Source organism: Undibacterium sp. Xuan67W, assembly GCF_049340165.1.
GTDB lineage: Bacteria > Pseudomonadota > Gammaproteobacteria > Burkholderiales > Burkholderiaceae_D > Undibacterium.
Genome location: NZ_JBMPPN010000002.1, coordinates 229471 through 245558, shown reverse-complemented (window position 1 = coordinate 245558; position 16088 = coordinate 229471). Strand labels below are relative to the sequence as shown.

At 51.9% G+C, this 16088-nt stretch carries 13 protein-coding genes; 10 read left to right on the top strand and 3 right to left on the bottom strand.

Annotated elements, in window-relative coordinates:
- The first annotated feature begins 191 nt into the window (after window positions 1-191).
- Together ACO0LE_RS02815 and ACO0LE_RS02810 are read left to right on the top strand one after the other, a co-directional pair.
- Window positions 192-1397 (top strand): DUF3108 domain-containing protein, encoded by a 1206-nt coding sequence (locus ACO0LE_RS02815; protein ID WP_422958894.1) that lies wholly within the window; start codon window positions 192-194, stop codon window positions 1395-1397.
- Window positions 1398-1399: 2 nt separating this feature from the next.
- On the top strand, window positions 1400-2167 hold the full coding sequence (locus tag ACO0LE_RS02810) for a DUF3108 domain-containing protein (protein ID WP_422958893.1): 768 nt from the start codon (window positions 1400-1402) through the stop codon (window positions 2165-2167).
- An 84-nt stretch (window positions 2168-2251) separates the two neighbouring features.
- On the opposite strand, the gene ACO0LE_RS02805 is transcribed toward ACO0LE_RS02810, so the two are convergent.
- The gene (locus tag ACO0LE_RS02805; RefSeq protein WP_422958892.1) at window positions 2252-3832 is read right to left on the bottom strand and encodes a hypothetical protein; all 1581 of its coding nucleotides are present in this window, start codon (window positions 3830-3832) and stop codon (window positions 2252-2254) included.
- Window positions 3829-4698 (bottom strand): ABC transporter ATP-binding protein, encoded by an 870-nt coding sequence (locus ACO0LE_RS02800; RefSeq protein ID WP_422958891.1) that lies wholly within the window; start codon window positions 4696-4698, stop codon window positions 3829-3831. Before ACO0LE_RS02800 ends, ACO0LE_RS02805 begins: the two co-directional genes overlap by 4 nt.
- Window positions 4699-5014: 316 nt before the next feature.
- On the opposite strand from ACO0LE_RS02800, the gene acpS reads away from it, so the two are divergent.
- The 7 genes from acpS (at window position 5015) to ACO0LE_RS02765 (ending at window position 13499) form a co-directional block, all read left to right on the top strand.
- On the top strand, window positions 5015-5482 hold the full coding sequence (acpS, locus tag ACO0LE_RS02795; RefSeq protein ID WP_422958890.1) for a holo-ACP synthase: 468 nt from the start codon (window positions 5015-5017) through the stop codon (window positions 5480-5482).
- Window positions 5483-5512: 30 nt separating this feature from the next.
- Entirely contained in the window at window positions 5513-5752 is a 240-nt protein-coding gene (locus tag ACO0LE_RS02790) for an acyl carrier protein (protein WP_422958889.1), read from the top strand.
- 118 nt (window positions 5753-5870) lie between these two features.
- The gene (locus ACO0LE_RS02785) at window positions 5871-7055 is read left to right on the top strand and encodes an acyl-CoA dehydrogenase family protein (RefSeq protein ID WP_422958888.1); all 1185 of its coding nucleotides are present in this window, start codon (window positions 5871-5873) and stop codon (window positions 7053-7055) included.
- A 20-nt stretch (window positions 7056-7075) separates the two neighbouring features.
- Window positions 7076-7987, top strand: coding sequence for an amino acid--[acyl-carrier-protein] ligase (locus ACO0LE_RS02780; protein WP_422958887.1), 912 nt, complete (start codon window positions 7076-7078; stop codon window positions 7985-7987).
- On the top strand, window positions 7987-8988 hold the full coding sequence (locus ACO0LE_RS02775; protein WP_422958886.1) for a DUF1839 family protein: 1002 nt from the start codon (window positions 7987-7989) through the stop codon (window positions 8986-8988). The genes ACO0LE_RS02780 and ACO0LE_RS02775 overlap by 1 nt, the downstream gene beginning before the upstream one ends.
- Complete coding sequence (locus ACO0LE_RS02770; protein ID WP_422958885.1) at window positions 8988-11621, top strand: glycosyl hydrolase 2 galactose-binding domain-containing protein; 2634 nt, start codon at window positions 8988-8990, stop codon at window positions 11619-11621. The genes ACO0LE_RS02775 and ACO0LE_RS02770 overlap by 1 nt, the downstream gene beginning before the upstream one ends.
- Window positions 11622-11654: 33 nt before the next feature.
- On the top strand, window positions 11655-13499 hold the full coding sequence (locus ACO0LE_RS02765) for an alpha/beta fold hydrolase (protein WP_422958884.1): 1845 nt from the start codon (window positions 11655-11657) through the stop codon (window positions 13497-13499).
- A 60-nt stretch (window positions 13500-13559) separates the two neighbouring features.
- On the opposite strand, the gene ACO0LE_RS02760 is transcribed toward ACO0LE_RS02765, so the two are convergent.
- Window positions 13560-14861, bottom strand: a complete 1302-nt coding sequence (locus ACO0LE_RS02760) for a lipopolysaccharide biosynthesis protein (protein ID WP_422958883.1) — start codon at window positions 14859-14861, stop codon at window positions 13560-13562.
- A gap of 474 nt (window positions 14862-15335) precedes the next feature.
- On the opposite strand from ACO0LE_RS02760, the gene queC reads away from it, so the two are divergent.
- Window positions 15336-16049, top strand: a complete 714-nt coding sequence (gene queC, locus ACO0LE_RS02755) for a 7-cyano-7-deazaguanine synthase QueC (RefSeq protein WP_422958882.1) — start codon at window positions 15336-15338, stop codon at window positions 16047-16049.
- The last annotated feature ends 39 nt before the right edge of the window (window positions 16050-16088 follow it).

Sequence of the window (16088 nt, the reverse complement as noted above, 5' to 3'; positions counted from 1 at the left end):
GCGCAACGTTTCGCCCATAACGCATTTTTTCTTCTTCATTTTACATGGGCAAGGTCATCGCATGCGATGCCCGGAACGTTTACACTACTCGTTGCTCCTTTTATTGCTGCATGTGCTTTTTGTGCGCTGTATTGTGCTCTGTTCACTCTGCGTGTTTTATTTGCTAATTTTTTCTTACGACCCCTTGTCTCATGATTGCAGCCTGGTTTAATCAAATACCGCGTCGTCAGATTCTGAGCTTTGCCATGGCGGCGATCGCTCTGCATCTGTGCGTTTTTTTCTGGTTGAATAAAGTACAAAGCAAGGCAGAAATCAGCATCCTCAAAGAATCCAAGGTACAAATCAAACTACTCAAACCTGATCAACCCGCCATCGGGAACAAGATAGAAGCAGTAAAGACAAGTCCGCGTCAAGCAGCGGACGACGTCAAAAAAATCGTCACAAAAACACAGAAGCCAGCGCAAGCAGTTCCTTTTCAGATTGCAGACAGCAATGACGATAACGCCACCTACCAGGCGGCATCCGGCTATCTGGCGGTTACACCAGCCATCGGGTCCGATGCAGGAAATAAGGACACAAAGGAGTTAAATGAAAGTGCTGCCTCAATACCGGCCAATAACAAAGAGGTTCTGAAGGAGAGTCATAGCAGTGTGGGCGAGACACACGATGTACCCAAAAAAGTAATTGATCCGGATACACCGAATCTGGCGCAGTTCACATCAACGCCGTTACCGTCAGCTCAGCTCAAATTGCAATTAGTACGTACGGAACTCAATAAGAGTCCCTATTACGGTGTCGGAGAAATCAACTGGCAACTGACGGACGATCGCTACATGATGACGATCGATGCTGGATTGGATTTATTAGTGACGACCCTCAATTTATTCAAACTGAAAAGCGAAGGCAAAGTGTCACAGGCAGGTATTACACCGCTGACCAGCAGCGAGGTACGCCGCAATCGCTCCGAGACAGCCATTCATTTCAATCACGTCGATAACACACTGAGTTTTTCATCATCGAACAAGACACAGCGCATGGCCAATGCTGCGCAAGATAAAGCCTCTGTGCTGATGCAATTAGCAGGTATCGGCTATGCTGACCCAGCACAGTTTACAACCGGACAAGAGATTATTATTCAGGTAGCAGAAGAACGTGAAGCAACGACGTTTCGCTTTGTTATTGCCGGTCAGGAAGAGCTGACAACAAAACTTGGTACCCTGATGACCTGGCACGTTGTCCGGCCGCCAAGAGCAGGTGCATATAACTCACAACTGGATATCTGGTTTGCACCAGCGGTGAACTGGTACCCAGTACAAATACGAAATACCGAAACTAACGGTGCAATCACGACCCAGATTGTGACCAAAATTATTCCGACGACCGTCACCGAAAGGTAAGTATGAATCTGTTCCAGAATTTCTATCAAAAACCATTGCAGTTACTCTGCACAGGCTTGTTCATCAGCATTAGTTTGCATGCTCCTGTCATGGCAGATACGGACAACAGACATACAGTTAATCTGCCGCCGTCGGCCAATTTAACGTACCTCATCAAGGCAAAACAAAGTGGCATTCCTCTTAGTGGCGAGGCAAGTGTCAACTGGCAACTCAACGATAAAAAATACAGCATCGTCACAGAAACCCGCGCCATGCTGGTGGGCAAAATTCTGGATGCCAGCAGTATCGGCAACATCGACGACTACGGTTTAGCGCCAGATAAATTCATCGAAAAGAGATTCCGCAAAAACGAAAGCACGACACGTTTCGAACGCAGTACCGCAAACAAAGTCATCAGCTTTAGCGAATCCTCAGAACAATATCCCATCAAAGGTGGGGAACAGGATCGTACCAGCGCAACCTGGCAACTAGTGGCAATCGCCCGCGCAGCAGGTGAAAAATTTAAAGCGGGTAGTGAATGGAAAATGTTTGTAGCAGGCCGGCGCGACGCAGAGCCATGGACGTTTAAAGTGATCCAGAAAGAAACGATCAATACGGCTCTGGGAGAACTCGCGACCATCCACATTGTCAAAGCACCTCCGCCTGACTCCAAAGATCAGCAACTCGAATTATGGCTGGCGCCCGCAATGGAATGGTATCCGGTACGTCTACGTTTTAGCGATGCAGACGGCGACTATGTAGAGCAGTCGATAGGCCAGATAAAAAAATAATCCTGGCAATTGCGGATAAGTCTTACTCACCTACTTACTCACTCACTCAGACAGAACGAATATGCGTATCCACGCCAGACTCAGTTACTTTTCAGAAGTACGCTCATAAAGCGCCACAACGGTACACAACACCATACCAAGCAACAGCTGACCTGCGATTGTGCCGGTATTCGCCACACCGTTAAAACCCACAACATCCAGAACAGCTACGGTTCTCGCTTGGGTTGCGATATACAAACCGAAAAGGAAAAGTGCTAGAAAAGTTCTTGCAGTCCGTGTCATTCGCCCCAAAAAACTAGCCACGGCGGATAACACGAACAAGCCTGTGATAAGCGCCAAAGCTCGGCCAGAATCGCTCGCGGACCAGCGCACAATGACAGGAAAAAACAGCAATAATCCTGCTAGATAACCCGCACATAATTGCCGCATATACCGGTAGCGACGACCGCCATGCACTACCCCGCTGAGATCTTCGCTACCGGACTGAAAATCCCGCACACTCAGATCAGCAATCTGTATGCCCCAGCAAGCGACACTAACCATGACAAGCGCACTCAAGTCAGCTTGCTCCAATACACTACCAAGCAACATCACCACGACTATTCCGATCACCACCACGGGGCTGGTCGCTACTGTCAGCGCTAGTTCCGCCACAATCTGACCGGGCAATCCGGGCAGTCTGGCAGACAATACAAACAGAGGATGGCTAAAGGCAGCAAGAGGCCTGACCAGACGATTCAGCAAACGTAAAGGTGACCAGCTTTTTTTGACGCCCGCGCTCTTCACCTTATCAGGGGAGAAACGATGAAATAAAAAAATCGCTGGTAAAAGCGGCAGCATTGCAACTGCGAGACACAGTAGTCTTGCGAAGATCATGTCAGCCGACCAAAATCCCTCAGACAAGGTAACAGGTGCCAGCGCATGATTAAAATCAGCGATGCCTAAAGAAAAATGATTGCTTGCCAGTACCTGATGAAACCGGATCATCGCAGTACCGGTAGCAGAAAAATCGAACAAGAGCGCGGGATGCCATCCCGCAGAAGTGCCTCCATTCATCATCGAAACAGGGGCACCAATTTGCGTCGTCCATATGAGAAAGTACAACACATCGCCTGATTTCCCCATCAAAGGTGCGAATGACTCACATAACAGAGCCATGCTCGCGGCAAAAAAACAGGCCGGCAACAACACCAGCGCATAACTTTGCAGATAAATACCTAACTGTATCGGCCCCTCACCACTCAGCAAATGCAACACCAGCACCGTCAGCAAAAATACCAGCACCATAAAGCACAGATACGCCACGCCGCCAAGCCAGCGACCAAAAATGAACTGGCGATTGCTTACCGGCATGCTCGCCATCACCGCGCCAGCACCGCTGCGTACATCTTCTTGCATACGACCGCGAACCAGGTAAAAACCAGCCAGTCCAAATAACAGACTGGACAGCAATGAGCTGCCAAGCGCCAGACATACACTGTTATAGCGCACACGTGCATCACCAACTGCGATCAGGGTATTTCCACTAGCAGGATCAGGAATCATGAGCCAGGTAATCGCCACCACAACCAGCATGGCGACGAGAGTACTGGTACGGCGCATCCGCAGACGCGCCTCACTTTTCATCATCTCCAATAATAAGTACCGATTTACATACCTGCTCATGCTGCCAGCTCCTGTACCGCATAGCGCCGGGACATCAATGCCTCTTCCAGCGTTGGCTCGACTATTTGCGCACCGTGACAAGGTGAATGCGGATGGGCGATGCGCAAACTAATCCCCGATGCCTGTCGCTGCGCCTGTAAGACCTGCACCTGCTGGCTCAGCAAATCATATTGCTGCGTATCGACTGTTGCTGACCAGATTTGTCCGCGGCCTTGTTGCACAAAACTTTCTGGAGTGTCGTAAGCCACCAGTTTGCCGTTACGCATGATGGCAAGATGCCCCGCCATGTTTTCGATATCCGACACGATATGCGTTGATATGATCACCAGTTTCTTAAACCCAATCTCCGACAATAACTGACGAAAACGCAACCGCTCCTCATGATCAAGTCCGGCAGTCGGTTCGTCTACAATCAAAATATCCGGATCATTCAACAAGGCCTGAGCAATACCGAGACGTCGTCGCATACTGCCGGAAAAAGTCGACGCAACACGTGAGGCATGCTCATGCAAATTGACAAGCTCCAGCAAATGCCGGATACGTGCGCTGTCGCATACCCCTTTCAAGGCAGCAAAATAGCGCAGAAACTCCAGCGCCGTGAGGTTTGGGTAAATACCAAAGTCCTGCGGGAGATAACCGAGCCGCTGGCGTATTGCATTCGGTTTTTTCACAATGTCACTGCCATCAAACAGAATCTGCCCGCTTGTTGGTCTGGTCAGTGTGGCAATCATTTGCATCAATGACGTTTTACCTGCGCCGTTGTGACCGATCAGGCCGACCACACCCGCGGACAGCTGCAATGACAGATCATTAACTGCTCTTACGCGACTACCATAGGTTTTAACTACGTTCTGGATGCTCAGCATAATTTATTCCGTCTCTTGGTGTGGTGGTCTGGAGTCGTGAGTCTGCTCAACGACACATACATTTACGGCGGCACTCCTACAATGAACCAGAGCTTATTGCTACCTAGAGTATGTTTCCAGCGTGATAAGACGAAATGCAGTCTGATCAGGACAAAACGAAAAATAACGGGAACCGAGTGCGTCGCACAAAACCAAAATACACTCAATGCGTAAGCCGGAATTGACGTTTTTTAACGATGGACAAGTTAACGTTCTGTTATTCTATCTACGATATTCTGATTACTTTTTGATGGCGTCATTCCTGCTAAAGAACTCGATGAAACGCACTTTTTCACGCTTTTCTAAAACTGTGGTTCGCTCGCGATCAACACAGGTCGTTGCGAGTGCTAAGTTAGCGATAGGCACTGATTTGGTGTGGATACCCGGAATTGAGCAATCGGTTCAGCAGTTTGGTCAGCGGTTTTTGCGACGTCTTTTCACTTTACGCGAGCTGGACTATTGTCATAACAAGGTGAACGGAGCATTTCGCTTCGACCGGCTAGCGGCGCGCTTCGCGGCAAAAGAAGCGGTCATGAAATTGCTCAGGCCAAGTAAGGATGAGGTACTGCCCTGGCAATCCATAGAAATCGTCGCCGACGAGAATGGCGCACCTGTCGTTCTACTGGCGCCAGAGCTGCGACGCCGGTATCAGCAATCAGGCATATACCAGATCGTCCTCAGCCTCAGCCACGACCATGAATATGCAACGGCGTCTGCGATTGCAGTACCGGTAGCCGTAATTTAAATTCTCTTTATCTTTCAAAAAAGCACAGCAATGAGTACAGAAAAAATTCGCCAAGTTTTAAAAGATCATGCCCGTCTGGCAGTTGATGTGGCGACACTCGCCGACGAGGCAGACCTATATGAAGCAGGAATGACCTCGCATGCCAGTGTGAACGTGATGCTGGCACTGGAGGATGCGTTTGATCTGGAGTTTCCCGACCGTATGCTCAAGCGTAGTGTGTTTGAAAGTATTGCCGCAATGCATGCTGCGATTCAGGAGTTGACTGCCTGAACACCGGCAACCCGGTGAGAAGTATTCAAGATGCCGGCTGATGTCACGACTTTAAATGACAACAAATTTTTATCGTCCATCATTACAGCCAATATTGCCACTACCGCCAAAGATCTTTATGTCCGAATCTGCGTCAGCCCTGCTGACATTTGCCAAACAAATCGCAAAAGAGATCGCTGCGCCGCATGCCGACGAGGTTGATCGCGATGCACGCTTCCCGCATGAAGCGATCAATGCGCTGAAACAAGCGAAATTGCTCAGCGCCTATATCCCTGAGGAGCTCGGTGGTGCAGGTGCCAGCCTAACTGAACTCGTTGAAATATGTGACGCACTGGGACAGCAATGCTCAGCAACGGCAATGATTTTTGCGATGCATCAGATTCAAGTCATTACTCTGGTAAGGCATGCGCTCGACAACCCATGGTATCGCCAGTATTTACGTGACCTGGTTGAACATCAATACCTGATTGCCTCTGTGACTTCTGAGGTGGGCGTCGGCGGCGAAATGCGCCGCAGTTCCTGCTGTGTGGAGTCCGACGGCGCAGAATTCCGTCTGGTTAAAAATGCGACGACGATTTCTTATGGCGCACAAGCCGATGATTTACTGGTAACCGCACGCCGAGCGCCGGATGCAGCAAACAGCGACCAGTCGCTGATTCTGGTACGTAAATCTGCCTACAGTCTGGAACAAAGAGGACATTGGGACACCATGGGCATGCGCGGCACTTGCAGTCCGCCGTTTCTGCTCAGTGCAACCGGAATCGCCGCACAAATTATCGCGACTCCCTTTGCCGATATGTCGAATGTCACGGTCGTTCCTGTCTCACATTTATTGTGGAGTGGCTGCTGGCAGGGGATCGCCGCGGCTGCAGTTAACAAAGCGCGTGCATTTGTCCGGGGTCAGGCCAGAGCCAATCCTGGCACGGTACCCCCGACCGCCTTACGCCTGGCAGAACTGGTGAGCATGCTACAAACCCTGCGCACGACTTCGCAAGCCTGCCTGATGGAATACGAGCAACTCACGGCAGCGCATTCAGTTGATACCGGCGACTCAGCAAGCGATCGTTTGTCAACGATGGGTTATGCCCTGAAAATGAATAATTTAAAAATCCAGGCATCGCAAGATCTACCGGAGATCGTGACAAAAGCCCTGTCGATCTGCGGCATACTCGGCTATAAAAATGATAGCCCGTTCAGTATGAGCCGTCACCTGCGCGATGCCCATTCTGCTGCGCTGATGGTAGGCAACGACAGGATTCTGGCGACCAACGCCAATATGCTGCTCATCCTAAAAGACAATTAAAAAGAAAACGAAGGATCACTATGTCGATCAATTTTTCCCCTGAACTGCTTACCGATGATCTGGTTACTGCCGGACATATTATTCCAGTCGGCGTACAAGGCATCTTTGGCCGGGGTCCGGTCTTTGAAGATGTTTTACGTCGCTTCGATGACTACGTAACACGGGTAGCCGCAGACGACAAGGCAGTCAAGATGTCGTTCCCGCCCTGCCTGGATCGTCAGGTATTAGAGCAGAGTGAATTTCTCGACTCTTTTCCCCAGCTTGCCGGAACGATTTTCAGTTTTACCGGCAATGAGGCTCAGCATAAAGAACTCAGTGAAGCCGTGCATGAAGGTCGTCCCTGGACCCATCTGCAAACCATGACAGCGGTGTGCCTGACACCGGCGGCATGCTACCCTGTGTATCCGAGTTTCAGCGGTACGCTGGCGGCTGAGGGACGTCTGGTCGATATGCAAAACTGGGTATTCCGGAATGAGCCGTCGCCAGAACCGACTCGCATGCAATCCTTTCGTGTGCGTGAATTCGTACGCGCAGGCAGTCCAGAAATGGTGATTGCATGGCGCAATGTCTGGTTGCAACGTGGTCTGGATATCTTGTTATCGCTAGGCTTACCGGCACGCTCCGAAGTCGCATCAGATCCTTTCTTTGGACGCGGTGGTCGCATGCTGGCTGCCAATCAGCGCGAACAGCAATTGAAATTTGAAGTTGTCGTCCCGGTGATTTCACAAGAGAAACCGACGGCAGTCTGCTCATTCAATTATCACCAGGATCATTTTGGCAAATTGTTCGGCATCCATACAGCAGGAGGCGATGTCGCCCATACCGCCTGTCTGGGATTCGGTCTGGAACGTATTGTGATGGCCTTGTTTAAGACCCACGGTATGGACACGGCAGACTGGCCGCATGCAGTGCGCGCCTTGCTCTGGTCATGATGTTGCACGCCCTGCCGCGCATTGATCGCGCCAGCTATGTGCCGCATGCTTTACACGGCAATGAGCGCGCTTGGGGCGAAACCAATTGCTATATCGATGTTTGGATCGAGGTCTTGCACAGCCTGAAACTGAATCCTGTTGCCTGCATGGCGATGGTATTTGCACTCGACTTCGATGGTGATCAATGGACGTTTTATAAGCCACCACATGAGGACTTATTCACGCTGTATGGGATCGATGTACAAGAGCTGAATGTCTGGCGCAATCTGCTGGATAACGCCTGCGTCCAATTACAGCGTGGCCGTCTGGTGCTGACTGAAACCGATTCTTTTTATCTGCCAGATACCTCCGGCACCGATTACCGTACTAATCACGTCAAGACCACCATCGCGATTCAGGAAATCGATATCGCTCAACAGCGTATGGGCTATTTTCATAACAGCAGTTATCACGAACTCAGCGGTGATGATTTTGTACAGACCTTCCGTACCGGCGCACTGCATGATTCGTCAGCAGTTCAGGCGGCCATGCCAATGTTTGCTGAATTTGTACGCCTTGACCGGCTAATGTTTCTGGATGAGCGCTCACTGGCGCAGGCGTCGCGAGCACTCCTCATCAAGCATCTGGTACGCCGCCCTGCACATAATCCCATCAGCTTGTTTCAACCCGTCTTTATTAGCGACGTTGAGCAGTTAAAAGCAGAGGGACTGGCCGCTTACCACGCCTACGCATTTGCGACGTTGCGGCAATTGGGAGCGGGATTCAGCGTCGGCGCGACTTACCTGCGCTGGCTGGAACAAATGGGACAAGGCAATTTTGCGAGCGCTGCGCTAGCCTTCGACGGCATCTCCGATGGAACTAAAGCGCTGCTGTTAAAAACTGCCCGCGCTGTGATGGGCAAAAAATCCGTCGACCTGACATCTATTCTTACCGAGATGGAAACCCACTGGCAAACTGGCATGGATCAGCTTGAGCATGCTTTGATTCAGGATGAACGTTGATGGCACTGGTCCGACATCCGTATCAACAGCCTCTCGACGCTCAATGGCAATTTGCCGAAGTCGCTGCCAATGAGCTTCCCACGATCGAATTCGCATCCCAGATTGCCGACCATCGCTGGCAAACAGCGCAGGTACCGGGAACCGTTGCATCATCGTTGCATGCTCTGGAGCGCTTTACTTACGGTGACCGGCAGTTTGACGACGCAGATTACTGGTTCCGTTGCCACTGTGACTTGCCGCAAGCCGCCGCGCTGTGTTTCGACGGTCTCGCCAGCCTGAGCGAGGTATTCTGGAATGATATTTTGCTGCTCAGCTCGGAGAATATGTTTGTCCAGCACCGGATTGATCTGTCTGCCCACCTCGCCAGAACGGGCGGCATGATCCACTCAGGCATCCTGAGTCTGCGATTTCGTTCGCTAAATACTGCACTCAAAATCCGTCGCCCGCGTGGCCGCTGGCGTACACGACTGGTCGAACAGCAACAACTGCGCTGGGTCAGAACCAGCCTGCTCGGCCACATGCCGGGATGGTCGCCGCCGGTCGCGGCTGTCGGTCCTTATCGGGCAATACGTATCGAAACCGCGAACGATATCCGCATTGTGGATGCCGATGTACGTACCCGACTTGATGCATCCGATGTATTTCATACGCCGGATGTTGCCGCACAAAGCGCAGGCATCGTCAGCGCAAAAATACATATTGCGGCGACAACCCCGATTGATCAGGTGATCCTGCATGTCGGCGATACTCAATGTCGGTTAGATATAGCAGACCAGCTTTCCGGCGAATCTCCGGCCTTCATGGCGGGTGGTGAATTACGCCTGGTAAATCCGTCGCTCTGGTGGCCACATACGCATGGCCAGCCTACGTTATATCCGGCGCAGATCGAGATCATCAGCGCGGGTCAGCGTCATCTGTTCGATCTGGGTCAACTCGGTTTCAGATCGATTCAGGTGCGACGGGAGCAAGATGATTTTCATCTCCATGTGAACGGAGTTCCGATATTTTGTCGCGGTGCATGCTGGATGCCGCCGGATATTCTCTCACTTGCGGGCGACGAGGCCCGTCTGCGGCCTACGCTGCTGCTGGCGCGGGATGCGGGTATGAACATGATACGGGTGGTCGGTACCATGCATTATGAGAGCGATAGTTTCTATCGCTTGTGCGATGAACTGGGGATTCTGGTCTGGCAGGATTTTATGTTTGCGAACATGGATTATCCGGTCGATGATCCTGTCTTCTCTGCAAACATCCTGCATGAAGCAAATCAATTTTTAAACCGGATTCAACTCTCGCCCTGCATCGCCGTGCTCTGCGGCAGTTCGGAAATTGAACAACAGGCAGCGATGCTCGGCGTATCGCGCGATTTGTGGCGCAATCACTTTTTTGCCGATAGTTTGCCTCGTTTATGCGCTGGGTTTCTACCTGAAACAAGCTACGTTCCGTCCAGCCCTAGCGGTGGTGTGATGCCGTTCCAGCTTGATGCGGGCGTCTCGCATTATTTCGGCGTCGGCGCCTATCTGCGTCCGCTCGACGATGCGCGTCGTACCGGTCTGCGTTTCACCTCTGAGTGTCTGGGCTTCTCGAACATGCCTGATGACAGCACGATAGAGCAGCTCTTACAAAACGGCGAAGCGCCCGGACCACATCCCTCATGGAAGCAACGGATCCCCCGTGATAACGGTACCAGCTGGGATTTTGAAGACGTGCGGGATCACTATATGGCGCAGTTGTATCAGGTCGATCCTGCCAGCTTGCGTTATGCCGATATGCCTCGCTATCTGGCCTTGTCGCGGGTCAGCACAGGTGAAGTCATGGCGCAGACGCTGGCAGAATGGCGACGTGCCGGATCGACTTGTCACGGCGCTTTGATCTGGTTCCTGCGCGATCTCTGGGCCGGTGCAGGCTGGGGCTTGATTGATGCACTCGGCAAGCCGAAAGCCGCCTATTACTATGTGCGGCGGGCGATGGCAGCACTGACCGTGCTGATCACAGATGAAGGCTTGAATGGCCTCGCGATACACATCGTGAACGATGGTCCAACCTCGGTGCAGGCAGAATTGCAACTCGACTTATATCGTCATGGTGAAACCCTGATTGCGCAAGGCATGCAGGCCGTCACGATTAACTCACACAGCACCATACAGATACGCGCCGATAGTCTGCTGGAACATTTTTTTGACACAGCTTACGCCTATCGCTTCGGCCCTCCAGGTCACGATGTGGCGGTAGCACGGCTGCGCTCCGCTGATGCTGATGCTGATGCTGACGGTAATGAAATTCCGTATTGTGCGGCATTTCATTTCCCGACCGGGATCAAGCATCATGGTGAACGTGATCTCGGCTTACAAGCGCAATTTGAACCGGCAGAACCTGCTAGCAATACCGATGATTTTGTCGTGTACCTGACGACACGCAAGCTTGCTGTATCAATCGCTATCGATGTGCCAGGCTACCTGCCTGATGATAATTATTTCCATCTCGCACCGGGCGCTATCCGCGAAATCAGGCTAACCAGCAGCTCCGGTAGCTCCACTTCCTCCAATGGAAAAAAATCTGTACAAGGCTCAGTGTTTGCCCTCAATGCACTCAGTCCGGTTAAGATCGGCAAACCTGCATCGCCTTCCGAATAACCTGCCGACCATGAATCCACAGTGACTATCGCCATGTCCCCTCCACTCCAGACCCATCAGGATGCTGATTCAGCACAGGGTTTTTGGTTTGGTGATGCGGATACGCCTTTATTCGGCTGGTATCATCCGGCACAAGGAGCCATCCGCAATTCCGGCGTGGTTCTGTGTCCGCCTTTCGGCCACGAATATATGGTCTCGTACCGGTCATATAAGCATCTCGCGATGCGTTTGGCCAGAGCTGGGTTTCCCGTTTGTTTTTTTGATTACGATGCAAGCGGCGATTCCGCTGACAGCGATACGGCGAGAGTCACAAGCTGGCGAAAAAATATTAAGCAGGCAGCCGAGCAGTTACGGCGTTTGTCCGGTGTTGCCCAAGTCAGTTTATTTGGCATGCGGCTAGGCGCCCTGCTGGCGGCTGCAGTGGCAGATGACTTATCCGCACCGGCGCTGATCTTGTTTGCGCCGGTAGTGTCAGGACGAGCCTATGTCAGAGAACTCATCGTATTACGTGGCATGCATAGCATTCCGCCCTCGGACCACCCACAACAGCAGATCAGTGATGATGAACTGACGGGTTACGCTTTTGATGCCAGAACCCGGACTGAGCTTGGCCAGCTCGATTTGCTTAAAATCGCTGCGCCGCAGGCCGCCACGATGATCGTGGCAAGAGATGACATATCAGGACAGGAAGCCAAACTTGCCAATGCCTGGCACCTCGATCACAGGGCAATCCATCTATCCGACAGTAGCGGCTATGCGGCGATGATGACCGAGGACGCGCATGAATCCGTAGTGCCGGATACAGTCTGGAAAGACATCAGCGAATGGTTGTGCAGCCAGATTCCTCATAAAAAACTACGAGCTGAACCTGCCGTCATACGTCGCGGAGATGCAGCACTGTCGATTCAGGCACCGCTGGCAAAACATTGCCGCCTGCCATACGCAACATCGATACTTGAGGAAGAGATTGTCAGCTTTGCCGGCATGCATGGCATCGTGTGCAGACTACGGCCAGAGCATCCTGTCAGCAACGTCCCTGATAACAAACTCTCCGCCAGACCCGCCATTATTTTGACCAATGTCGGCGCCAATCATCGGGTCGGCAATCATCGCCTGTATGTCAAACTCGCCCGCCGCCTGGCAGCACAGGGCTTTACAGTATTGCGCTTCGACAAGCGCGGTATAGGCTATAGCCTGCCAACTCCAGCCGGTCTGGAAAATGATGTCCACAGCACGTCGGGGATAGACGATATCCGATGTGCAATGAAATTTCTAAGAGAATCATACGACGCGCAACAATTCGTACTTGGCGGAATTTGCTCAGGCGCTTACCTGGCTTATCTAACGGCAGTTCACGATGAGCGTGTGGTTGGCCTGGTGTTGATGAATCAACTGACGTTCCACTGGCGTCATGGCGACGTCATACAAACCAAGAAAGCATCCACGCTGAAATCGACACAGTTCTACTGGCGCGCCGCCAGTGCGGGCGATACCTGGCGTCGTATGTTGCGCGGCAAGATTGCGCTGCGTCGCATCGTTGGCAATCTCAGCAAACGTCTGAGCAAACAGGTCGTCAATAGAGTACGACACCGTATGGCACATTTTATGAAAACGCATCATCTGCTGGGTCGTGTCGCGAGAAATTTCAGGGCCATGCAGGCGCGGGGTGTCGAGTTACTGTTTGTCTTTGGAGAAAACGATAGCAGCATCGACCTGATGACTCAGCATCTTGGCGCCAATGCCCATTTACTACCGGATCGCGACGGCATCCGTATCGAAGTAATACGCCATGTTGATCATACTTTTACACCGATGTGGTCGCAGGAATATCTGACCGACATGCTGGCCGCGCATCTGGCAAAACGCTTTCCGGAGTAGCGCGCACTGAAGGTCACGCTACACATCAGAGTGAAGCATCCGCAGGCACCGGAACAACTGTCAGATACCGTTCAGACCTTTTTTCTGCAAACCCGGCAGGATAAATTTCCAGACCACGAAGAGTTCAAACACCTCGACCACCATCAGCGCAATAATCGCACCGGCAGATCCCCAGTGCGGAATGGCCCATGAGGTGATTGCCAGTACCAGCGCCAGAGTCACGCTACCGAGGAAAAATAAAGAACGAAACGCCCCGCCGCTGCTCAGCCATGAGGTGCCCACCCAGCGCGCCGCGTTGATCGCAAAATAACCGCCCCACAGCGTCACCAGAGGATCAAGGCCACTGTATTTGCTACCGATCACATGCGTTTCCAGCCAAGGCAACATCAGCAATAACACCACGACATATGCCAGGACCACCAGCTCAATACCCGCGATAGAAAACAGGGTGAGCTTGCGTAAACCAGCCCAGTTTTGGTCAGCCATCAGACGGCTGGCCTCGGGACGTGCAATACGTGACCAAGCCGCGACCGCCAACGGGATAGGCATCAGCAATAAGCGGGAAGCGTTCAGGTCGGCAATTGCTGCCACACCGAGCCAGGCACCCGAAAGATAGACATAACTGTAATTCGATAGCCAGCCAACCAGCACACCAAGTATTGCCCAGCGCCCGTGACCGCTGATCGTATCCTGATGTTCGGCAATCGCCTTCTGCATTTCATCCTGCGCCTCATGTTCCTCAGCCAGAGGCGTATGCGTACTCGCCTTCAGACGTCCAGCACCGATCGCCGAACACAGGATAGAAGCGCCAGCCAGACTCAGAAAAATATTCTCAAGACCGAGGTAATCACCAGCAAACAATCCTGCCAGGCTAATGACGACCAGGCCGACATACAGCAAATCCTGACGTAGCACCGCGACGATATCAGATTGAATAAAGCCCACCGTGCGGCCGTATTCTCGCAAGCCGTTACCGATCACATACGCGCCGAACGCCAGCGCCAGCAAATTTCCTTTATGGCTGTTGTGGGTTGCCGCCGGCACGAACTCAACAATCGCAAACGCCAGCCCACCCATTAGCAGCGTGCTCCAGATCTGGCGTATCCAATAGTGGCGTAACAAGGCTTTGCGGGTTGCATCATGGACAGCGCTGGCAACCGTAGTTAGCGGCCCGGCGATCCAGGAATCCACCACCAGCCCCGCCAGCAAACCACCCGCATACAACTGACCGTACAAGCCGTAATCTTCCTTGGTCACGAGCCGTATCAACAACATGCCAATCGCAAAGTTCAGCGCGCTCAGCATGCCCTGATCAATGACTGACAAGATGGAGGACGACAGGAATTTTTTGGTGACACTCATGAAGAAACCAGAAGCAAAAAATAGACAAAGAGCAAAACGTCAAAACCTTACCATCATGCCTTATTCATGGTCAAAGTGTTTCATTCCCTTACAAAGCTTAATGACGGGGTTTACGTAAAATTCAAAACATCTCAACACCGCGGCACGGAGACACAGCAACACCGCAACACAGAGAAAAGCCAGAGTAAGCAGCTCCATCAAATATCGATTAAAGGGTTTTTAGAAGTTCCCACTACGGCGTGCCCATTTTTGCATACTCAATGTTTGCAGAAATCTCCAGATCATTAAAATCAAGTTCCACGCCGACATTTGGGGGGCGATATTGCTAAAATGCGGTAAAGCTCATTGCAAATCGATGTTCCATTCTGCAATTTATTAAAAATGGGGGAGTATCTGCTTTACAAAGCCGATTCCGCACGTAATCATTGCGGAATTAAACAAAAAATAGATATACCCCTAACCAGTATCGAAAATATGACTATTTCAAACGAAAGCGCCCTCGTCCTGTTCAGCGGCGGCCAGGATTCCACTACCTGCCTTGCCTGGGCGTTGTCGCGCTACCAGCGGGTCGAAACCATCGGCTTCGATTACGGCCAGCGTCACGCGATTGAGCTGGAACAGCGCCCAGTCTTGCTCAAAAAAATCCGCAGCTTCTCTGCCGACTGGGATAACAAACTTGGCGAAGATCACATGATCGATCTCTCGCTGATTTCGCAACTCTCCCATACGGCGATGACGGAAGACATCGAAATCGTCATGCAGGAAAACGGTTTGCCGAATACTTTTGTTCCCGGCCGCAATCTGATGTTCATGATGGTAGCGGCAACGCTGGCCTACCGTCGCGGCGCAAATGTACTGGTCGGCGGCATGTGCGAAACGGATTTTTCCGGCTATCCGGATTGCCGTGACGACACCATGAAAGCACTGCAAGTCGCCCTCAACCTTGGCATGGCAACCCGCCTGAAACTCGAAACACCTCTGATGTGGATCAATAAAGCCCAGACCTGGCAACTCGCAGAACAACTCGGTGGTGCTAATCTGGTCGATCTGATCCGTGCCGACACGCACACTTGCTATCTCGGTCAGCGTGGCGAGCTGCATCCCTGGGGACATGGTTGCGGCACATGCCCAGCGTGTGCTTTGCGGGCGAATGGTTATAGCGAGTATGTCGCTGGCAAAGCAGCGTAGGCCGTTCAGGCGGTAAATATGGTCAGGTTTGCCTGATTT